The organism is Halomonas halmophila, from assembly GCF_006540005.1.
Lineage (GTDB): Bacteria > Pseudomonadota > Gammaproteobacteria > Pseudomonadales > Halomonadaceae > Halomonas > Halomonas halmophila.
In genome coordinates this window covers 1-21,602 of record NZ_BJOC01000008.1, presented here as the reverse complement: position 1 = coordinate 21,602, position 21,602 = coordinate 1, and the positions used below count along the sequence as shown (strand labels likewise).

General features: G+C 64.0%; 17 protein-coding genes. 2 read left to right on the top strand and 15 right to left on the bottom strand.

What is annotated here, in order from left to right; genetic code table 11:
• Nucleotides 1-33 precede the first annotated feature (33 nt).
• From HHA01_RS01830 to gbcB, 8 genes are all read right to left on the bottom strand, one after another.
• A complete protein-coding gene (locus tag HHA01_RS01830; protein ID WP_141317402.1) occupies nucleotides 34-423 on the bottom strand; it encodes a DUF4168 domain-containing protein in 390 nt (129 codons plus the stop codon).
• Between the two features lie 253 nt (nucleotides 424-676).
• On the bottom strand, nucleotides 677-1,327 hold the full coding sequence (locus HHA01_RS01825; protein ID WP_141317401.1) for a sarcosine oxidase subunit gamma: 651 nt from the start codon (nucleotides 1,325-1,327) through the stop codon (nucleotides 677-679).
• A complete protein-coding gene (locus tag HHA01_RS01820; RefSeq protein ID WP_141317400.1) occupies nucleotides 1,320-4,358 on the bottom strand; it encodes a sarcosine oxidase subunit alpha family protein in 3,039 nt (1,012 codons plus the stop codon). The genes HHA01_RS01825 and HHA01_RS01820 overlap by 8 nt, the downstream gene beginning before the upstream one ends.
• On the bottom strand, nucleotides 4,355-4,714 hold the full coding sequence (locus tag HHA01_RS01815; protein WP_141317399.1) for a sarcosine oxidase subunit delta: 360 nt from the start codon (nucleotides 4,712-4,714) through the stop codon (nucleotides 4,355-4,357). Before HHA01_RS01815 ends, HHA01_RS01820 begins: the two co-directional genes overlap by 4 nt.
• A 94-nt stretch (nucleotides 4,715-4,808) precedes the next feature.
• Entirely contained in the window at nucleotides 4,809-6,059 is a 1,251-nt protein-coding gene (locus HHA01_RS01810) for a sarcosine oxidase subunit beta family protein (RefSeq protein ID WP_141317398.1), read from the bottom strand.
• A 45-nt stretch (nucleotides 6,060-6,104) separates the two neighbouring features.
• A complete protein-coding gene (gene glyA, locus HHA01_RS01805; protein WP_141317397.1) occupies nucleotides 6,105-7,406 on the bottom strand; it encodes a serine hydroxymethyltransferase in 1,302 nt (433 codons plus the stop codon).
• A 304-nt stretch (nucleotides 7,407-7,710) separates the two neighbouring features.
• Nucleotides 7,711-8,772: a GlxA family transcriptional regulator gene (locus HHA01_RS01800; protein ID WP_141317396.1), complete on the bottom strand. Its 1,062-nt coding sequence runs from the start codon at nucleotides 8,770-8,772 to the stop codon at nucleotides 7,711-7,713.
• A gap of 156 nt (nucleotides 8,773-8,928) precedes the next feature.
• Nucleotides 8,929-10,035, bottom strand: coding sequence for a glycine betaine monooxygenase reductase subunit (gene gbcB / locus HHA01_RS01795; RefSeq protein WP_141317395.1), 1,107 nt, complete (start codon nucleotides 10,033-10,035; stop codon nucleotides 8,929-8,931).
• Between the two features lie 328 nt (nucleotides 10,036-10,363).
• Here gbcB and gbca point away from each other — a divergent pair, with 328 nt between their 5' ends.
• Nucleotides 10,364-11,647: a glycine betaine monooxygenase oxygenase subunit gene (gene gbca / locus HHA01_RS01790; RefSeq protein WP_141317394.1), complete on the top strand. Its 1,284-nt coding sequence runs from the start codon at nucleotides 10,364-10,366 to the stop codon at nucleotides 11,645-11,647.
• 82 nt (nucleotides 11,648-11,729) lie between these two features.
• Here the strand turns inward: gbca and HHA01_RS01785 are convergent, their stop codons facing one another.
• Together HHA01_RS01785 and fdhA are read right to left on the bottom strand one after the other, a co-directional pair.
• Nucleotides 11,730-11,993 carry a hypothetical protein gene (locus HHA01_RS01785; RefSeq protein WP_307725334.1) on the bottom strand — a complete coding sequence of 88 codons (264 nt, stop codon included), beginning with the start codon at nucleotides 11,991-11,993 and terminating at the stop codon, nucleotides 11,730-11,732.
• Between the two features lie 196 nt (nucleotides 11,994-12,189).
• The gene (gene fdhA, locus HHA01_RS01780) at nucleotides 12,190-13,383 is read right to left on the bottom strand and encodes a formaldehyde dehydrogenase, glutathione-independent (protein WP_141317393.1); all 1,194 of its coding nucleotides are present in this window, start codon (nucleotides 13,381-13,383) and stop codon (nucleotides 12,190-12,192) included.
• A 619-nt stretch (nucleotides 13,384-14,002) separates the two neighbouring features.
• On the opposite strand from fdhA, the gene HHA01_RS01775 reads away from it, so the two are divergent.
• Nucleotides 14,003-14,518 carry an invasion associated locus B family protein gene (locus tag HHA01_RS01775; RefSeq protein ID WP_141317392.1) on the top strand — a complete coding sequence of 172 codons (516 nt, stop codon included), beginning with the start codon at nucleotides 14,003-14,005 and terminating at the stop codon, nucleotides 14,516-14,518.
• 105 nt (nucleotides 14,519-14,623) lie between these two features.
• On the opposite strand, the gene etfB is transcribed toward HHA01_RS01775, so the two are convergent.
• From etfB to HHA01_RS01750, 5 genes are all read right to left on the bottom strand, one after another.
• The gene (etfB, locus tag HHA01_RS01770; RefSeq protein WP_141317391.1) at nucleotides 14,624-15,427 is read right to left on the bottom strand and encodes an electron transfer flavoprotein subunit beta; all 804 of its coding nucleotides are present in this window, start codon (nucleotides 15,425-15,427) and stop codon (nucleotides 14,624-14,626) included.
• Nucleotides 15,417-16,685 carry an electron transfer flavoprotein subunit alpha gene (gene etfA, locus HHA01_RS01765; RefSeq protein ID WP_141317390.1) on the bottom strand — a complete coding sequence of 423 codons (1,269 nt, stop codon included), beginning with the start codon at nucleotides 16,683-16,685 and terminating at the stop codon, nucleotides 15,417-15,419. The genes etfB and etfA overlap by 11 nt, the downstream gene beginning before the upstream one ends.
• Nucleotides 16,685-18,679, bottom strand: a complete 1,995-nt coding sequence (locus tag HHA01_RS01760; RefSeq protein WP_141317389.1) for a (Fe-S)-binding protein — start codon at nucleotides 18,677-18,679, stop codon at nucleotides 16,685-16,687. Before HHA01_RS01760 ends, etfA begins: the two co-directional genes overlap by 1 nt.
• A gap of 109 nt (nucleotides 18,680-18,788) precedes the next feature.
• Nucleotides 18,789-20,861, bottom strand: coding sequence for a dimethylglycine demethylation protein DgcA (gene dgcA / locus HHA01_RS01755; RefSeq protein ID WP_141317388.1), 2,073 nt, complete (start codon nucleotides 20,859-20,861; stop codon nucleotides 18,789-18,791).
• Nucleotides 20,862-20,873: 12 nt separating this feature from the next.
• Nucleotides 20,874-21,422, bottom strand: a complete 549-nt coding sequence (locus HHA01_RS01750; RefSeq protein ID WP_141317387.1) for a 4-vinyl reductase — start codon at nucleotides 21,420-21,422, stop codon at nucleotides 20,874-20,876.
• Nucleotides 21,423-21,602 lie beyond the last annotated feature (180 nt).

Here is a 21,602-nt window from a genome sequence, read left to right as displayed (position 1 = left end):
TGCGTCCGGAAGGAGTTCGAGTTCGAACGCTACTTATTGACCGGAGGTCATACCCTGAACCTTCTTCATCAGCTCAGGGTTCTGCTGCACGGCCTTGCCAATGGAGTTGAAGGTTTCCACTTTCAGGCCACTGCTTTCAACAGCCTTGATCATCTCGCCATTAGCTTCTTCACGGATCTTCTTCTGTGCTTCCTTACCTTCAGCATTCTGCAGCTGCTTGGTGTAATCCTGAGAGATCGAAGCGATTTCCTTGGATGCATCAGCGAACTTCTGGAGTTGTTGGTCAGAGAAGTTACTGGCCTGGGCCTGTCCTTGAGTCTGCGACTGGTTCGCCGTGGAGCTCGAATCCTGTGCCTGGGCAACGCCTGCCATCAGACCAGTGGAAAGCAGAGCGGCAGATAGCAGAGTGGTGAGTCGTTGCATGAACATCTCCAGTCATTCATTGGTGCGTTTTCGTTGATTCGCCACTTTGGGACGGTCCTCGGGATGGCAAGTTCAATCATTAATGTAACAGTTTGTAACCGACTATAACCATCTCGGGCCCCTCGGGAGTCGCTTCATGTCTGGTACATACGCAAAAGGCCGGAGCGAAAACCCCGGCCTCATTGAATCGCGCCTCAACAGCCAGAGGCGCCGTGCGCCGCCACCCCATGGGTATCACGGCGTAGCTGACGGATCAGCGCTGGACCCCGATGCCGTACTCGGCCCCGGCATCCAGCAACCAGCGGTAGACGTAATCGGCGAAGCTGCGCCGTACCACCAGTTCCCAACGCGTTTCCGAGGGACGCCGCAGGATCACCGAGGCCTTGGCGAATACCGTCGTCACGCCCTTGCCCACCGGGAAGTGCTGCGGATGCACGTCATAGATCACCGACTTCATCAGCAGTTCGCTGGCCGCCTCGCCCTCGAGATCGACGACGGTCTGGCCTCCGCCCACATTGGTGATCGCGAAATGGGCATCACCGAGCGCTTCGCGCAGCCGATTCTCCAGTTCGAATTCCTCGCCTCCCGGCACGATCAACAGCCATTCGTCGGGCGAGATCCACTGCACGCTACGCTCGCCGCTGGCGTCGAAGAGCAGCGACTGGGGCTCGGCCGGCAACGACATGTCGAGCACCGAACGCAGCGCCTCGTCCAGCACGATGGCCCCGCCACGCAGTGTCAGATGACCCAGGAAGGGGCGCTCGTGCAATACCGCCTTACTGTTCTTGTCGGGGGCCGGAGCCCCCGAACGCCGATAGGTATACGCAAGCGGTGATTCGATCGGCACGTTGGCATCCGTGCGGGTATCGAAGGTCTTGATCTTGTCATCAACAGTGTTAGACATTCTGGCGCTCTCCCTTGGGGTCGACGAAGATCGGGCTGACGATCTCGGCTTCATGGACCTGGCCGTCGACCATCGGCAGGTAGACGGTCTCGCCCATGCGCTGATGGCCTCCCTTGACCACGGCCAGGGCGAACCCGCTGTCCAGGGTCGGGCTGTAATAGCTGGAGGTCACATGGCCCTTCATGGGCATGGGAATGGCATGCTCGGGCTCGAAGACGATCTGCGCGCCCTCTTCCAGGATCACCTTGGGATCCTTGGGCTTGAGCCCGACCATCTGCTTGCGATCGGCCCGGGCGGTATCCGGACGGGTCAGCGCCCGCTTGCCGATCCAGGAGAACGGCTTGTCGTAGCCGATGGCCCAATGCATGCCCAGGTCTTCCGGAGTCACCGAACCATCGGTGTCCTGACCGGCGATGATGAAGCCCTTCTCGGCACGCAGCACGTGCATGGTCTCGGTGCCGTAAGGCGTCAGCTCGTACTTTTCGCCATGCGCGAAGAGCGTCTCCCAGACATGCAGCGCATAGTTGGCCTGGACGTTGATCTCGTAGGCCAGCTCCCCGGTGAAGGAGATGCGGAAGACACGCGCCGGCACGTTGGCGACCTTGCCTTCACGCCAGTCCATGAACTTGAAGGACTCGCGATCCAGGTCGATATCGGTGACCTCGGACATCAGCTTGCGCGCCTCGGGTCCGGTCACGGTCAGGGTCGCCCAGTGGTCGGTCACCGAGTTGAAGTACACCTCCAGCTCCGGCCACTCGGTCTGGTGCCAGACTTCCAGCCATTCCAGCACGGTGGCGGCGCCGCCGGTGCTGGTGGTCATCAGGAAGTGATTCTCGGCCAGGCAGCTGGTGGTGCCGTCGTCGAACACCATGCCGTCGTCCTTGCACATCAGACCATAACGGACACGGCCGGGCGCCAGCTTGGCCCACTTGTTGGTGTAGACACGGCCCAGGAACTCGCGCGCATCCGGGCCCTGAATGTCGATCTTGCCCAGGGTGGAAGCATCGAGGATGCCGACCTTCTCGCGAACCGCGCGACACTCGCGGGCCACGGCGTCGTGCATGCTCTCCTGACGGCCCTGCACGCGGCGCGGGAAGTACCAGGGGCGCTTCCACTGACCGACGTCCTCGAACTCGGCGCCTTGCTCGACATGCCACTGGTGCATGGCGGTATAGCGCTTGGGATCGAAGAGCTCGCGGCAGTGCCGGCCGACGATGGCACCGAAGGTCACCGGCGTGTAGTTGGGGCGGAAGACCGTGGTGCCGACCTCGGGAATGGTGCGTCCCAGGCAGCGCGCGGCAATCGCCATGCCGTTGATATTGCCCAGCTTGCCCTGGTCGGTTCCGAAGCCCATGGCGGTGTAGCGCTTGACGTGCTCTATGGACTCGAAGCCTTCGCGGGTCGCCACCTCGATGGCCGCCGCGCTCACGTCGTTCTGCATGTCGACGAACTGCTTAGGGGCACGCAGCGTGGCCTTCTGGTGCGGCACCTGATAGAGCGCCACGGCTTCGCCGTCGTGACGCGTCTCGACACTCGGCAAAGCGGCCTCGAGGGCCTCGAAACCGGCAACCCGGGCGGCTTCGGCGCCGGCGGTCCAGCCTCCCACCAGCACCTCGGGGGTGGCATAGACGCCCTGCACCCCGCCGGCAGCCTGCACGCCGTCGACCATGTTCGGCACGAAGCCGAGGATGTCATCGCGCCAGGTGGGACGCGCACCGGTGTGCGACGCCAGGTGAATCACCGGGCTGTAGCCGCCGGAGCTGGCGATGGTGTCGCATTCGAGCAGTTCACCATCGCCCTCGACCCGGAAGTCGTCGATGTTGATGCGGGCCACGCGCGCCCCGCTGACTCGATTCTGGCCACGCGCTTCCACCACGGCCGCACCGGGGATGATGCGAATGCCCTTGGCGCGGGCCTGCTCGACCAGTTCGCCCTTCGGTTCGGCGCGCGCGTCGGCGATCGCCGCCACTTCGCGGCCGCTTTCCGCCCAGTCGAGCGCCGCCCGGTAGGCATGATCATTGCTGGTGGAGAGCACCAGCTTGCTGCCCGGCACCACGCCATAGCGACGAATGTAGCTGGAGACGGCACCCGCCAGCAGATTGCCCGGTACATCGTTGTTGCCGTAGACCAGCGGCCGCTCATGCGCCCCGGTGGCCAGCACCACGAGCCCGGCGCGGACACGGTGCAGACGCGAGCGTACCGGCCGGCGGCCATTGTGCTCGGGGGCCGTTTCACCGAGGTGCTCGGTGCGCCGCTCATGCAGGGTGACGAAATTGTGGTCGTGATAGCCATTGGCCGTGGTACGCGGCAGCAGCAGGACATTGTCCATGGCTTCCAGCTCAGCGGTCACCTCGGCGACCCACTGCTCGGCCGGACGCTCGTCGAGCAGCTCACGGGTATCCAGCAGCGAGCCGCCCATGGTTTCCTGCTCGTCGGCCAGGATCACCAGGGAACCGCTGCGTCCCGCGGCCAGGGCGGCGGCGAGGCCGGCCGGCCCCGCGCCGACTACCAGGACGTCACAATGACGATTGACGTGGTCATAGGTGTCCGGATCGCGTTCCGCCGGGGCCCGACCCAGGCCCGCGCCCTTGCGGATGAACTTCTCGTAGGTCATCCACATGGAGGCCGGCGCCATGAAAGTCTTATAGTAGAAGCCCGGCGGCATGAACCCCCCGCTCAGCTTTCCGACCAGGCCCATCAGGTCGCGCTGGACATTGGGCCAGCCATTGGTGCTGCGGGCTTCCAGGCCATCGAAGAGCGCCTGCTGGGTGGCACGCACATTGGGCACCTGAGCGGCCTCGGTGCTGCCCAGCTGAATGACCGCATTGGGCTCTTCGGCGCCGGCGGCGACGATGCCCCGCGGACGAGAGTACTTGAAGCTGCGGTTGACGATATCCACCCCGTTGGCCAGCAGAGCGGAGGCCAGGGTATCGCCGGCATAGCCGCGGTAGGATTGACCATTGAAGGTGAAGCTCAGCTCGCGCGAGCGATCGATGCTTCCCCCCCGGTCTAGACGATTGGGCTGGCTCATGCTCGGACTCCTTCCAGGTTATCAGCGGGGGTGGTCTCCGTCGGGGTTTGCGCGACTTCGAGCGGCTCACGGGTGTCATCCGTGATGGAAGGCTGCTCTCCCATCCGGTAGGTCTCGAGGATCGCGTAGGTTGCCGTGTTGCGCGTGATGTTGAAGAACTTGCGGCAGCCCACGGCGTGCACCCACATCTCGTGATGGATGCCACGTGGATTGGTGCGGAAGAAGAGGTAGTCGCCCCACTCTTCGTCGCTGCACGATTCCGGATCCGCCGGGCGTGCGATATGCGCCTCACCCTTGGGGTGAAACTCTTCTTCTTCCCGATGCTCACCGCAATAGGGGCAGTAGATATAGAACATGTCAGGTTCCTCCATCGCTGAGGATGAAAGCAAATAGGGTTGCTGCGCTCGGTGAGCCGCTGCGGCCTCGAGCGCAGGCGAATGTCGTCAACGCCTAGTGGGCGACACCGGCCGCACCGTGTTCATCGATCAAGGCACCGGTATTGAAGCGATCGATGGAGAACGGTGCCGCGATGGGATGCATTTCTCCCTTGGCAAGGCTCGAGGCGAAGACATGCGCCGAGCCCGGCGTGGCCTTGAAGCCGCCGGTGCCCCAGCCACAGTTGAAGTACAGCCCCTTGACCTTGGTCTTGGAGAGAATCGGGCAGGCGTCCGGGCAGGTGTCGACGATACCGCCCCATTGACGGTTCATGCGGACCCGCGAGAAGGACGGGAACATCTCGACGATGGCCTGCAGCGTATGCTCGACCGTGGGATAGCTGCCACGCTGACCATAGCCGTTGTAGCCGTCGATGCCGGCCCCGATGACCAGGTCGCCCTTGTCCGACTGACTGATGTAGCCGTGCACATGATTGGACATCACCACGGTGTCGAGCACCGGCTTGAGCGGCTCGGAGACCAACGCCTGCAGCGGATGCGATTCCATGGGCATCTTGAGGCCTGCCATCTTGGCCATGACGCCGGAGTTGCCGGCGGTGACACAGCCCACCGTCTTGGCCTCGATATCGCCGCGGTTGGTGTGCACGCCGTGAATCTGGCCGTCGCGGATCTTGAAGCCGGTGACCTCGGTCTGCTGCAGGATGTCCACGCCATAGGCATCCGCCGCGCGGGCAAAGCCCCAGGCCACGGCGTCGTGACGGGCGACGCCGGCACGCGGCTGCCAGGAGGCGCCCATGACCGGATAACGGGCATTCTGGGAGCAGTCCATGGCCGGCACCAGCTCCTGCACGCCCTTGGCGTCGAGGACTTCACTGTCGACGCCATTGAGGCGGTTGGCATTGACCCGGCGCTGGATGTCACGCATGTCCTGCAGCGTGTGGCCGACGTTGAGCACACCACGCTGGGAGAACATGACGTTGTAGTTGATGTCCTGGGACAGCCCCTCCCACAGCTTGAGGGAGTGCTCGTAGAGCGCCGCGGCCTCGTCCCACAGATAGTTGGAGCGCACGATGGTGGTGTTGCGGGCGGTATTGCCGCCACCCAGCCAGCCTTTCTCGATCACCGCCACGTTGCGGATGCCGAACTCCTTGGCCAGATAATAGGCCGTGCCCAGGCCATGACCGCCGCCACCGATAATGATGACATCGTATGCCTTCTTGGGCGTGGGATTGCGCCACTGGCGCTGCCAGTTCTCGTGGTGGCTCAGTGCGTGCTTGACCAGCCCGAAGCCTGAATAACGTTGCATGGAATCTCTCCTACTGGGTTCCCGCCAGGCATGGCGGGAAGGGCTTCACGCGGTGGTGGTGGCGTCGGCCTGGCTGCCCACGGCAACGCCGTAGACCGGGTGACGAGCGCACAGCTCGGCGACCTTGCCGCGCACCTCGGCTTCAATCTCGGTGGTATCTTCCTGCCGAGATAGCGTATCCAGGATGTCGCAGATCCAGCCGGCCAGTGCTTCGCAATCCGCCTGGTCGAAGCCGCGCGTCGTCACGGCCGGCGTGCCGATGCGCAGGCCGGAGGTCACGAAGGGGCTCTGCGGGTCATTGGGAACCGCGTTCTTGTTGACGGTGATGTTGGACCGGCCCAGGGCCGCATCGGCGTCCTTGCCGGTCACGCCCAGCTTGATCATGGAGACCAGGAAGAGGTGATCATCGGTACCGCCGGACACCACATCGCAGCCGCGCTCGACGAAGACATCGGCCATGGCGCGGGCATTGTCGATGACGCCCGCCTGATAGCGCACGAAGTCCTGGCTCATGGCCTCGCGGAAGGCCACCGCCTTGGCGGCGATGACGTGCATCAGGGGACCGCCCTGCTGGCCCGGGAAGACCGCGCCGTTGAGCTTCTTGTAGAGCGCCTCATCGCCGCTGGCGGACAGGATCAGACCGCCGCGCGGACCGCGCAGGGTCTTGTGGGTGGTGGTGGTGACCACATGGGCGTGGGGCAGCGGGCTCGGATAATGCCCCGCGGCGACCAGACCGGCGACATGCGCCATGTCGACCAGCAGCCAGGCGCCCACGGCATCGGCGATGTCACGGAAACGGCGCCAGTTGATGACCCGCGAGTAGGCGGAGAAACCGGCAATGATCAGCTTGGGCTGGTGCTCGTGGGCCAGACGTTCGACTTCCTCGTAGTCGATCTCGCCAGTGTCGGGGTTCAGGCCATACTGGACGGCATTGTAGTGCTTGCCGGAAAAGTTCGGGGCCGCGCCATGGGTCAGGTGCCCGCCATGCGCCAGGCTCATGCCCAGCACGGTGTCGCCCGGTGCCACCAGTGCCATGAAGGCAGCGGCATTGGCCTGGGCGCCGGAGTGCGGCTGGACGTTGGCATAGTCGGCACCGAAGAGCGCACAGGCGCGCTCGATGGCCAGGCGCTCGACCACATCCACATGCTCGCAACCACCATAGTAACGCTTGCCGGGATAGCCCTCGGCGTACTTGTTGGTCAGCTGGGTGCCCTGGGCCGCCATGACCTGGGGGCTGGCGTAGTTTTCCGAGGCAATCAGCTCGATATGGGCTTCCTGACGCGCCACCTCTTCGTCGATGGCGGCCGCGATCTGTGGATCGGTCTGACTGAGGGCGTTGTTGTTCATGACATCACCTGAGGAATGGCTGGATTACATGGAGTCGAAACGTCAATTTCATGAACCCGCGAGACGCCTGGACAGCCTCTCGCTGATATCCGTCATTAATAGCCAAACCTGGCCGCGAGCGATTGAATATACGCGACAACTTTAGCGCCATATTCGCGACGGGCCATGCGAAATGGCGCGCTCAGGGCGTTCACGGGCAGCAAGATCTTGAACACACACACCAGGATGGCGAAGTGATCGCGGCCATGACGACGCCACAGCAGAATAAATCACTGGCCCGGAGCCCAACGCCGGTGGCCCCCGGTCAGCGACGCTTCTTGCCTTCCGCCTGGCCCTCGCCGGGCCGCGATTCGATATGCAGAAAGAAGGGATCGACCCGCGCCGTATCACGCCCGGAGGCGGTCTTGCGCACCGTGGAGGGCGTGGCGCCGAAGGCCTCGCGGAAGTGCCGGGAAAAATGGGCGGTATCGGAGAAACCGCAGCGCTCCCCGATCTCGGTGACACTCTTGGCGGTATAGTGCAGCAGCCAGAGCCCGTAGCGCAGCCGCAGATCACGTGCGAACTTCTGGGGCCCGACCCCCAGCACCTCGCGGAACCTGCGTTCGATGTTGCGTCGCGAGGTGCCGACTCGGTGCGCCAGCTCGTCCACCGTCATGGCCTCGCCCAGGTGCTGCTCGATGATGGCGATGGCACGCCTGACCACTCGATCCTCGACCTTGTCGAAGACCACTGGCTGCGGCTGGGGATGCTCGCCGGGACGCGCCTCGTCGAACAGCATGATGTGAAGGCTTTTCATCGCCCAGGCCTTGCCCAGATGGCGCTCGACCAGATAGGCCGCCAGGTCGGCGGCCGCCGTGCCGCCGGCACAGGTCAGGCGATTGCCGTCATCGATGAACAGCCGGTCCGCCACCGGCTCGATATCCGGAAAGCGGCGTGTCAGATCACCATGGTGATACCAGCTGACACAGCAGCGCCGGCCCCCCATCACACCAGCCTGGATCAGCGCGAACACTCCGGTGCAGACACCGACCAGGGGCACCCCCGCCTGGGCCGCACGGCGCAGATAGGCGATGGCCGTGTCATCGAGTTCGTCATGCTCGTCCTGCACGCCACCGATGGTGACGATGTAGTCGAACTCCCGCGGATCGCGAAAGGCGGTGCACGGCGTGACCGCTGCACCACAGCTCGACATGGCATCCTGGCCGGCACTGGTCATGAATACCCAGTGACAGCGCAGCTGACGGCTGCGATCGCCTTCGTCGGCAGCCAGCCGCAAGCAGTCGACGAAGGCCGCGAAGGGCAGCATGGTGAACCGGCGCAAGAGCACGAAGCCGACCGACAACGGCCGGGAAACGGGGTCCGACATGGCAATCCCCCTGCAGGACACGAGCCGAAAGCCGACAGTCTAGCGCTTTGCTCCGCGGGCACCAACGCTGGCCCGCGGGTCAGCCTTTACCGGCAACCACAAGACCCGCCGGTCGGCGGGTCCATGAGGGATGGGTGCCACTCTGCCGAGGGCTGATCAGAAGTCCACGACCACATTGCCCAGTGGCTTGCTGCAGCAGGAGAGGATGTAGCCGTCCTCGATATCATCCTCGGTGATACCGCCGTTGTGTTCCATGTCGACCTGGCCCTCGGTCACACCGACACGGCAGGTGCCGCAGATGCCCATGCCGCATGCCTTGGGAATGTGCAGGCCGAGCTTGGAAGCCGCGGCATGAATGGTCTCACTGGGCAGCACCTTGACGCTCTTGCCGGACGTGCTGAACTCGATATTGACCATGTCGGCGGCTTCAACTTCCTCGGCTTCGGCCTCGGCCTGTTCGGCATGTTCGATGACCTCTTCCTGAACGTCCATCGGCGTGGCACCGAAGGACTCTTCATGGTAGTGGTTCATGTCGAAACCATTGGCCTTGAGGATCTGCTTGACCGCGTTCATGTACGGGGTCGGGCCGCAGCAGAAGATCTCGCGCTCCATGAAGTCGGGCGCCATCAGCTCGAGCATGGCCTGATTGAGATAGCCACGGAAGCCGGACCAGGCCTCGCCCAGTTCATCGCCCCGCTCACAGACCACGTGCAGCTTGAACTCGGGAATGCGCGAGAAGATGTGATCCAGCTCGCGATGAAAGATCAGATCCTTGGGCGTCCGCGAGCTGTGCACGAATTGCAGGTCCACGGCGGCGTTGGTATCGAACAGCCAGCGCACCATCGACATCAGCGGCGTGATGCCCACGCCACCGGACAGCATCAGGATCTTGTCAGCCGGGTAGTCGATGATATTGAAACCGCCGACCGGACCATGCACGGCCAGCTCATCATTGACGCCCAGGTTGTCGTGCAGCCAGTTGGACACCCTGCCGCCGGGGATGCGCTTGACGGTAATGGAGAAACTATAGGGAACCGACGGCGAGCTGGCGATCGTGTAGGAGCGCATGACCTGCTCCCCCTCGATTTCCAGTTCCAGGGTGACGAATTGCCCGGGCTTGAAAAAGAACATGACCGGCTGCTCGGCCATGAAGCAGAAAGTACGGGTATCCCAGGTTTCCTGGATGACCTTGACGCAGCGTACCGGGTGGCGGCCGTTGGTCCAGGTCTGAGTGGTGACTGGGTTGAGGAAGTTCATGGTCATCGTCGCGTCGCCTAGGCTGCAGCATGGAGGTATCCGACCGCGGTTCCCGCCTGCCGTTAACGGAATTTTGCGCAGCCCTGCAAGCAGCGACTTGCCTGGAAGCGACATGAGCATGCCCATGGTTTCCAGCAGACCCCATTTTTCTTGCAACCTGCGTCGCAACTGCATCATCAGACGTCGTCAATGAGCAACTAGCGAGCCAGGCACTGCGCCACACTCTCTCAACCTCGCCACGCCCCGACCCCCTGCGTGGTAGACCGCGACCTCCAAGTTCTTTGCCCCACAATCCCGAGGCCACTCGAGTGGCCCAGCAATGAGGAAGTGCCCCATGGATCCACTGTCACTCGAACGCCTGGATGACCCCCTGGCTCCCGCTCGCGAGGCAACCGCCGAGATGCTCAACAATCGGCATCCGAATTTCTCATTGCCCCAGCCGTTCTACAATGACGAGCGCCTGTTCCGGATTGATGTTCAGGAAATCTTCGAGAAGGAGTGGCTCTTTGCCGGGCTGACCTGCGAGATTCCGGCCAAGGGCAACTTCATGACACTGGAGGTCGGCAACAATCCGATCGTCATCGTGCGCGGCAACAACGGCGAGGTGCACGCCTTCCACAATGTCTGCCGCCACCGTGGCTCGCGCCTCTGCGTGCACGACAAGGGCAAGGTGGCCAAGCTGGTCTGCCCCTATCACCAGTGGACCTATGAGCTGGACGGTCGCCTGCTGTTCGCCGGAACCGACATGGGGTCGGACTTCGATCTTTCGCAGTATGGCCTAAAGCCGGTCAATGTGCGCACCGGAGGCGGCTATATCTTTATCAGCCTGGCCGAGCAGCCGCAAGACATCGACGAACTCCTGGAAAGCCTCGACCACTATCTCGACCTGTGCGACATGGACAACGCCAAGGTGGCGGCCGAGTCCAACATCGTCGAGGACGCCAACTGGAAGCTGGTCATCGAGAACAACCGGGAGTGCTACCACTGCAACGGTGCCCACCCGGAACTGCTCAACTCGCTGCAGGAATTCGACGACAGCGAAGACCCGCGGGCCACGCCTGCCTACCGGGCACTGGTGGAGCGCAAGCAGAACGAGTGGCAGACCATGGGCGTGCCCTGGGAACTGAAGCGCATCGGTCGGCGTAACCGCCTGACGCGTACTCCGCTGCTCAACGGAACCGTATCCATGACAATGGACGGCAAGCAGGCCAGCCGCAAGCTGCTGGGCCGCCTGCCCAGCCCGGATCTGGGCGTGCTGCGCATTCTGCACCTGCCCAACTCCTGGAACCATTTCATGGGCGACCATGCGGTGGTCTTCCGTGTGTTACCGATCGGCCCACAGAAGACACTGGTCACCACCAAGTGGGTGGTGCACAAGGATGCCGTCGAGGGGGTCGACTATGATCCCGAGCAGATGCGTCGGGTCTGGGACGCCACCAATGACCAGGATCGTCGCCTGGCGGAAGAGAACCAGCGTGGCATCAACTCTACCGCCTATCAGCCGGGCCCCTACTCCGAGACTTTCGAGTTCGGCGTCATCGATTTCGTCAAGTGGTACAGCGAGCGCATGCTGGACAACCTGGGCGGTGCTCCGCGCCTGTCGCTGGCCAGCGGCTGATCACGCCCTCGCCGCTTGCCAATGACAATGCCGACCCCGAGGGGTCGGCATTTTTCATGGGCGCTCGGTTCCGACAGACCCGTCAGCGCAGTGCGGGCAGCAGAAAGCGCTCAACCGCGGCTCTCACCGAGGGCAACAGAATATCCGTCTTGTCCATCAGTTCCTGCACCACTTCCTGCAACCCCGGCACCCCGACCTCCATGTGCTTGCGCAGCGCCGTGCGGGCACACGTCTCGGGGCAGGCATCCTCCGGGATGCGAATTCCGAGCTCGACCAGTCGGTCGCGAAAGTCGTCACCGTCAATCAACTCGACGATCATCATCACGGCATCCCCCTTGCGTGACATCGCTCCAGTGGATCGACCGATCCCGACGGGCGATGCCCTGCAGTCGTCTTTCTCTCTAGATTGGCACCACCCGGCCAGGCGCGCAACGCCGGATCATGCAAAGAAGCCACCCACCCGCCGCGGCGGATGAATGGCTCCGGTGGATCGGGGCCGGCACGCCAGGGCGCGCCCCCATCATGGCCTCAGCGTCGCGCTGTCAGGCTGCCACGCTGCCGTGCGGGTCCATGACGAACTTCTTCGGTGCACCACCATCGAAGTCGGCATAGCCCTTGGGCGCATCATCCAGAGTGATCATCTGGACATTCACCGCATCGGCAATCTTGACCTTGTCGAACAGGATCGCCTGCATCAGCTGGCGATGGTACTTCATGACCGGGCACTGGCCGGTATGGAAGGAATGGGACTTGGCCCAGCCTTGACCGAAGCGCATGCTCAGCGAGCCCTGCTTGGCCGCCTCGTCGGAGGCGCCCGGATCCTCGGTGACATAGAGCCCCGGAATGCCGACCTGGCCACCGGCACGCGTGACTTCCATGGCCGAGTTGAGCACCGCGGCAGGCGCTTCCTTGCCGTGGTTGCAGCCACAGGCATGGGCTTCGAAGCCGACGCAGTCGACGAAGGCATCGACCTCGCGCTCACCGGTGATCGCCTCGATCTTGTCGGGCATGTCACCGTCCTGGGTCAGGTCGATGGTTTCACAACCGAAGCTGCGTGCCTGGGCCAGGCGCTCGTCGATCATGTCGCCGACGATCACGCAGGCCGCGCCGAGCAGCTGTGCGGATACCGCCGCCGCCAGGCCGACCGGCCCCGCGCCGGCGACATAGACGGTGCTGCCGGGGCCGACACCCGCGGTCACGCAGCCATGGAAGCCGGTGGGGAAGATGTCGGACAGCAGCGTCAGGTCCTGGATCTTCTCCATGGCCTGATCGGCGTCGGGGAACTTGAGCAGGTTGAAGTCGGCATAGGGCACCATGACGTAGTCGGTCTGGCCACCGACCCAGCCGCCCATGTCGACATAGCCGTAGGCAGCACCCGGGCGTGCCGGATTGACGTTGAGACAGATGCCGGTCTGGCCTTCCTTGCAGTTGCGGCAACGTCCACAGGCGATATTGAAGGGCACCGAGACCATGTCGCCGGGCTTGAGGAACTCGACATCACGGCCTGTCTCAAGGACGACGCCGGTGATCTCGTGCCCCAGTACCAGGCCTTCCGGCGCCGTGGTGCGCCCCCGCACCATATGTTGGTCACTGCCGCAGATGTTGGTGGTGATGACCTTGAGAATCACGCCGTGCTGGCACTTGCGATTGCCCAGGGCAAGCTCCGGAAAGGGAATGGATTCGACGGCGACCTTGCCGGGACCCTTGTAGACGACACCGCGGTTGGCTGTGCTCATGGCTATCTTCCTTAGACTTGTGGTGAGTAGCGTGCAAAGAAAACGCTGAATAAATTGAAGCGCAAGGCGCACGGGGCACGGAAAGCGCGACATAACGTATCGTTAGGCGGCTTTCGACCGGGCTGGCGCACCAGCACCGCGCACAAATTCGCCGGGAGCGAATTTGAACCGTCCTTGGACGGGCCCGCAGGGTAGCCGCCAAGGATGGCGGCTATAGCGAAGCGATTGGCATGCGCAGGCATTTAAGCAGTGTTTCCCCAAGGCGGAAGCTCCGCATGCCGACAATAGCCCCTTCCACGCGGCCGACTATCCTGTGAGAGTCATCGCCATGCCAAAACGAGACATGGCGTCGTTCACGGAAGCTTGCAGGCCACGCGTCGGATCTAGCTCGCCCTGGCGGATGCCCGGAGGAGCCCGGTCAGCCTTGCTCGAGCCTGCAGCTTGCTCGTCCCCGGAACATGCTTTACAAAGGCCCACGATAGGCTGGCCACATGGCTTGCCACCATGAGCCCCCTGACTCGGGTCTCCCCACGAGCCGCGAAAGATGCGTATCATGGACCCGGTCATGATCCACACCCTTTCAGCAACAGGATGTCGCTGAACCGACAGGAGACCTTTTATGCTCAACCGCCTCGCGCCACGCCTTTGCCTGGCCGCGCTGCTCGCCCTGCTGGCCTTCGCGCCGCAGGCTTTCGCGCAGCAACAGAACCCCAATGCCAATGTCGACACTCAGCAGTTCCAGGACTGGCAGGTCATCTGCCCGCAGGAGGCCAGCCAGGGTCCCTGCACCATGAACCAGATCATCACCAACAACGACAGTGACCAACCCATGATGCGCGTGGTGTTGGCCGATCCGCCCCAGGCCGAGCGCCCCATCATGACCTTTCTGGTCCCGCTGGGTGTGCGCCTGGCCCCCGGCCTGCAGCTCAGTATCGATGGTAGCGAGCCGGTGCAGTTCCCCTACCAGGTCTGTCAGCGGCAGGGATGCCGCGCCGACATTCCGCTGCAGTCCTCGCTGCTGCAGAGCCTGCGCGGCGGTACCACGGCGACACTCAGCCTGATGGCGCCGAATGGCCAGCGCATGGACCTGGACATCTCGCTGATGGGCTTCACCGACGCCATGGCACAGCTCTGATGGCCTCGGCGGCGTGATTCATGCCGACGACAGGTGAGTGACCAAGCAGAACGGCGGCCCGAGGGCCGCCGTTCTGGTTTGGAGGGAATGCTGAAAGCCGGCGCCTCAGCGCAGGACTTCTTCCTCGCGCAACAGCTTGAAGATCGCCTCGGCCCCCTCCTGCGGCGTGACATCGGTCAGCACCTGACCACCACCGCCTTCGGACTTGGCCGCTGCCGCCTTGAAGCGGTCGCGTGGCGACGTTGCCTTGACGATCTTGAGGCGCTTGGGTCGCTTGCGCGCGGGTTGCACCTGCCATTGCGACCAGGGCTCATCGTCACAGACCGAACCCGGCACGCTGTCGAACTGCCCGCGGCGCGCCGGCCCATAGGCACTCTGACGCGGCGCCGGGGCCGAGCCGTCTACCGTCAACAGCGCCGGCAGACGCACCTTGAGGCGACGCCGCTGGCCACGCGGCAGGGCCTGCAACAGAGTCGCCTGCCCATTCTCGACACTCTCCACCGCCGCCAGGCTGGTAACCAGTGGCCAGCCGAGACGCTCGGCCAGCAGATAGGGCATCAGACCGGAACCTTCGCCCTGCTCGGCGCGCTCGCCGGTAATGACCAGCTGGGACGAGGAAGCCTCCAGCGCCTCCGCCACGGCCGGCACCACATCGGCCCCTTCGGGCTGTTCGAGCAGGGACAGCTCGGCAAAGCCCATGCCCAGATAACTGCGCAGGGCCGGCTCATCACACTCGCTCAAGCGCCCCGCATGCAGCAGGCCGATCTCGGCGTTGGGCAGCGACTTGGCCAGCTCGACACCGCGCGCGTCCTGATCGGCACGACGGGCACGCCCCGTCACCGGATGACGCCCCACGGACACCAGGACGGTGACCTCGAGCGCGGGCCTCCTGGAGGAATCAGGCTGCATCGCGACTCTCCTCTCGTGATTGCTCGACCAGCGTGACCAGCGACTCGAGAATCTTCCCCGAATCGCCGACCACCGCCAGGTCAGCGCGCTTGAACATGTCGCAGCCGGGATCCATGTTGATGGCGATGACCTTCTCGCAGGTCTGGATACCCTGCAGATGCTGGATGGCACCACTGATGCCCACCGCCACATAGACCTTGGCCGTTACCCAGGTACCGGTGGCACCGACCTGACGATCGCGTGCCATATAGCCGTCATCGACGGCCACACGCGATGCCCCTTCGGTGGCGCCCAGCACCTCGGCGGCGTGATGGAAGCCGTCCCAGTCCTTGACGCCGTTGCCGGCGGAGAGGATGAACTCGGCCTCGGACAGCGCCACGCCGGACGGGTCGACGGGCACCTGGCCCAGGTCCTCGATGCGCGACAGCGTCGTCGGCAAGGGTTCGGGCAGGCTCAGGGGAGCCGCCGCATGACGCGTTTCGCTTACCGGCTCGGCGCACTCGGCCAGAGCCAGGGTGATGCGCGGCAGTTCGCGCTGAATATCCAGCGACTCGGCCGCGCCACGCGCAATACAGTGCCAGCCCGTAGCCTGGTTGGGGTCCGCCTCGACCTGCCAGACACCGGTCGCGGGCCGCTCGTCCAGGCGCGCGGCCAGGCGACGGCCGAGCTCGCCACCACCCAGTTTCGAGTCCGGCAGCAGCCAGTGCCTGGGCGTCCAGGCCATGTCGATCATGCCCAGCGCGCCGAGGCGTGCCTCCGGTGCATAGCCTGTCACGTCCGACGAATCGAGATGCAGCAGCCGATCGATGCCGGCTTCCTCGAAGCTGGACTCCTTGTGCGGGCCGAACACCACGGCCACCACGACCCCGCGGGAAGCGCTGTCCACATCGGCCAGGCGTCGTGCCAGGCCCAGCAGGTCGCGATCATGACCACTCAAGCGGCCACCCGCCATGTCCGGCACGACGACCACCGAGAAGGCCGGGTCGCTGATCTCGACCCGGGGTTTCTGCTCTGCCGCGGCTGCCGCCGCCCCGCCCCCGGTGACGCCCTGCTGGGCGCCACTGCGGTCGATGCGCTTGACACCATTGGGACCGGTGAAGCCCACCGCATGGGGATTGCGTCGCAATACACCATGCGGCCCCATCCACTCGCTGGCCGCACCGCGGCCCAGCTCGGCCAGCACTTCGAGGTGCCGAGGATGCAGCCGATTGCGGGCGATCCACTCCTTGCGCGGATCGCGACGTTGCACCTCGCTCATCACGCCACCTCCTTGGCCAGTGACGGCGCGTCGGCTGACGCGCCACCCGTCGCGGCGGGGGTCTCGTGCACCAGCGCATCCGCCACCAGCTCGGCAATATCACGCACGTCGGCGCTGCTGTCGACGACACCTTCCAGCATCGCCGTGCACTGCGGGCAGCCCACGGCCACCATGTCGGCACCGGTTTCCTGAACATCCCCCATGCGCATGTCGGGGATGCGCTGCTTGCCCGGGATGTCGGTGATCGGAGCACCGCCACCGCCGCCACAGCAGCGCGAACGGAAGCCGGAACGCTGCATCTCGGCCACCTCGATGCCCAGCGCCCTGAGCACATGGCGCGGCGCCTCGAACTCGCCGTTGTAGCGCCCCAGGTAGCAGGGATCGTGATAGGTCACGCGTCCTCCCTTCCAGGGGCGGAAAGCAAGGCGGCCGGCATCATAGAGCTCACCGATGAAGGTGCTGTGGTGGGACACATGGTAGTCCCCGCCCAGCTCGGTATACTCGTTGCCCAGCACATGAAAGCTGTGCGGGTCACAGGTCACGATGCGCTCGAAGCGATACTGCGACAGCGTGGCGATATTGCGTCGGGCCAGCGACTGGAAGGTCGCCTCGTCGCCCAGGCGGCGGGCCACGTCGCCACTATCGCGCTCTTCGTCACCGAGCACGGCGAAATCGACACCGGCCGCACGCATGACCTTGATGAAGGCGCGCAGGGTGCGCTGGTTGCGCATGTCGTAGGCACCATCACCGAGCCACAACAGCACCTCGGCCTCGCCGCGCTGGGACATCAGCGGCAGTTCCAGGTCCGCCGCCCAGTGCATGCGCGCACCGGGATCGAAGCCACCCGGGTTGTCGGTGGCGATCAGGTTGTCGAGCACTTCGGCGCCCTTGCCGGGCGTCTCGCCCTGCTCGAGGGTCAGGAAACGGCGCATGTCGACGATGGCATCCACGTGCTCGATCATCATCGGGCACTCTTCCACGCAGGCACGGCAGGTGGTGCATGACCAGAGGGTCTCGGAGTCCACCAGGGCCTTGCCGTCACGTGCCACGATCGGTCCATGCGGCGTGCCGTGGTGCTCCCCCACCGGGCGGTCCGGATAAGGGCTGCCGGTGTACTCGGCATCGCTGCCACCGGCCAGGCCGACGACCATGTCCTGGATCAGCTTCTTGGGGTTGAGCGGCTGACCGGCGGCAAAGGCCGGGCATACCGCCTCGCAGCGGCCGCATTGCACACAGGCGTCGAAGCCCAGCAGCTGGTTCCAGGTGAAATCGCTCGGCTTCTCGACCCCCAGGGTGGCATCGGGATCATTCAGATCCAGCGCCTTGAGGCCGGTGGAGCGCCCTTCTCCCCCGTCACGCGTCGAGAAGCGTTCGGGACGACGATGAAAGGCCAGGTGCAGCGCCCCCGCGAAGGCGTGCTTCATGGGGCCACCCCAGCCCATGCCGACCAGCATCTCGGCGAGCCCCCAGGTGACGAGTGCCGCCAGGATCAGGGCAAACAACGTGCCGACAGCACCGGTGAGCAGCCCCTCGGGCAAGAGGCCGACACTCGGCAGCGTAATGATGAAGACGCTGACCGAAAACGCCATCAGGCTTTTCGGCAGGCGCATCCAGGGGCCGCGTGACAGGCGAGCCGGCGGATTACGGCGACGCCGCGCCACGAACAGGCTGCCCACGAACATCGAGGTGCTCGCCAGCAGCAGCAGCCAGCCCAGCACGCCCTCGGCCAGTCCCAGACCGTGTACCAGGATCATCAGCAAGGCGGCCGCCACAAAGCCGCCGGCCGTGGCTACATGGGTATGCGACATGACCTTGTCGCGCTCCACGACATGGTGCAGATCCACCAGATAGCGGCGTGGCATGGCGGCCAGCCCCTTGATCAGGTCGACCCTGGCAGGGCGCCCCTGACGCCAGAGCCGCGAGCGACGCCAGGCGCCGATCGCCGCTACCACCAGGGCAGCGAAGATCAGTATCGGCAGGAGGGTATCGAGCATCTCGTCTCACCTCATCGGCGAGCCGGAAGCTGAAAGCCGGAAGCTGAAAGAAAAGCCGCAAAACGCGGGGGTTCCTTCCAGCTTCAAGCTTCAGACTTCCAGCTAGGGGTTAAAAGTCCTTGCAGATACGCAGGGCATCGTAGATGGCGGCATGCGTATTGCGCGGCGAGGTGCAGTCACCGAGGCGGAACAGCAGCCAGCCGTCTCCCTCTTCGCTGAGGCAGGGTTGCGGGTCCGCCGCATAGAGTGCCTCGAGGTCCAGCTGTCCCTTGTTGCGCGATTGCGGCTTGAGCTCGTAATACAGAGCCTCGTCGGGACGAATGCTGTTCTCCACCACGACCTGATCGACCACTCGCTCTTCCTGGGTGCCGGTGTACTCGTTCTCGAGCACTGCCACCAGGGAGTCGCCCTCGCGATAGACCTTGTGCAGCCCCATGTCGGAGGACATGACGACTTCCTTCTCGTAGAGACTGCGATAGTAGGTCGGGAAGGTGGTGCCGCCCACGGCGGAGCCCGGCTTGACGTCATCGGTGACGATCTCGACCTGGGCCCCCTTCTCGGCCAGATAATCCGCCGCCGAGACCCCAGAGAACTCGCAGATGGTGTCGTAGATCAACACATTCTTGCCCGGTTCGACACGCCCGTCGAGGATATCCCAGGTGCTGACCACCAGGCTCTGCTCGAGGTCCGCGTCATAGCCCCAGTCCTCGAACTGATCCAGGTAGGGACGGCCACCGGTGGCCAGCACGACGATATCCGGCCTGAGGTCGAGAATGGTCGCCTGATCGGCACGCGTGCCCATGCGCTGGTCGACGCCCAGGCGGTTCAGCTCGAGCTGGTACCAGCGGGTGATGCCCGCGATCTGATCACGCTGGGGCGCCCTGGCCGCCGTGGTGATCTGGCCACCGAGCTGATCGGCGGCCTCGAACAGGGTCACCGCATGCCCGCGCTCGGCCGCCACGCGGGCCGCTTCCATACCCCCGGGGCCACCGCCGACCACGACGACACGACGCTTGGCGCCCTCGGTCTCCTCGATGATGTGCGGCAGTCCCATGTACTCGCGGGACGTGGCGGCGTTCTGGATGCACAGCACGTCCAGCCCCTGATACTGGCGGTCGATGCAGTAGTTGGCCCCCACGCACTGCTTGATCTGGTCCACCTGATCCATCTTGATCTTGGTGATCAGGTGCGGATCGGCAATGTGCGCACGGGTCATGCCCACCAGGTCGACATGGCCTCCCTCGAGGATGCGGTTGGCCTGGTTGGGATCCTTGATGTTCTGGGCGTGGATCACCGGCACATTGACCACTTCCTTGATGCCCGCCGCCAGGTGCAGGAAGGGCTCCGGCGGATAGGACATGTTGGGGATGACGTTGGCCAGGCTGTCGTGGGTATCGCAACCGGATCCCACCACACCGAAGAAGTCGATCTGCCCGGTGGCATCGTAATAGGCCGCGATCTCTTTCATGTCGTCATGGGTCAGGCCATCCGGCAGGAACTCGTCACCACAGATGCGCATGCCGACCACGAAGTCGTCACCGACCTCGGCGCGGACCGCCTTGAGGACTTCCATGCCGAAGCGCATGCGGTTCTCGAAGTTGCCGCCCCACTGGTCGGTGCGCTTGTTGACCCGCGGGCTCCAGAACTGGTCCATGAGGTGCTGGTGAACGGCCGACAGTTCGACGCCATCCAGCCCGCCTTCCTTGGCCCGGCGAGCGGCCTGAGCGAAATCCCCGATGATACGCCAGATATCTTCTTCTTCGATGGTCTTGCAGGTAGAGCGGTGAACCGGCTCGCGAATACCTGACGGCGAGACCAGATTCGGCCAGTCGAAGCCATCCCAGCGCGAGCGACGCCCCATGTGCGTGATCTGGATCATGATCTTGCCGCCATGTTTGTGCACGGCGTCGGCAAGATTCTGGAAGTGCGGGATGATCCGGTCGGTGGACAGGTTGACCGAGCTCCACCAGGCTTGGGGACTGTCGATGGATACAATCGACGAGCCACCGCAGATGCACAGGCCACAGCCACCCTTGGCCTTTTCCTCGTAGTACTTCACGTAGCGGTCGGTGGTCATGCCACCGTCGGTGGCATGCACTTCCGCATGCGCGGTGCTGACAACCCGGTTCCGAATGGTCAGCTTGCCGATCTGAATCGGCTGGAACATCGCATCGAATGCCATGATCTCTACTCCTCAGCCCTGGTCCCGGTCATCACGCGGCACGGTAACGAAATAGCCGACTTCACAACCCTGCTCGGCGGCACTCTGCGTCTGTTCGGCGACCGTTCTCAGCTGGCTGCCGCGCGCCTCGAGGATCTGATCCATGGCGCCGGCGAACCAGCCGGTGAACATGTACTCGACCTTGCGGCCGACCTTGCCGAGTTGGTAGACGAAGGCACTGTGCTCGAGCCGAACCCGGCAGGTCCCCTCGGCGAGATCAATGTGCTCGGTGATGAACAAGCCCCAGCCACGCTGGGAGAGTCGCTTCATGTAGTGCTCGAACACGTCCTCGCCCTCGAGGCCATGCATCGCGGCCTCTTTCTCGCACCAGTGCCAGGCACTCTTGTAACCCGCCTGGTAGAGGATCTCGGCATAGGCGTCAGCACCCAGGGCTTCCTCGACCGCCACGTGATTGTTGACGAAGAAGTGGCGGGGTACGTACAGCATCGGCAGTGCATCGGTGGTCCAGACACCGGTCTCGGCGTCCACTTCGATGGGCAGCTCGGGGGCCATCTTGGTCACGGTGTTATTCCTCGGAATTGCTGTTTTTTATAGAAGGTTTACGTGTGCGGGATCATGTTTAAGAGGCAAGAGAAAGAGGTAAGAGGTAAGAGGTAAGAGGTAAGAGGTAAGAGGTAAGAGGTAAGAGGTAAGAGGTAAGAGGTAAGAGGTAAGCAAGTGCAGCCCAACAAGTGACGGTCC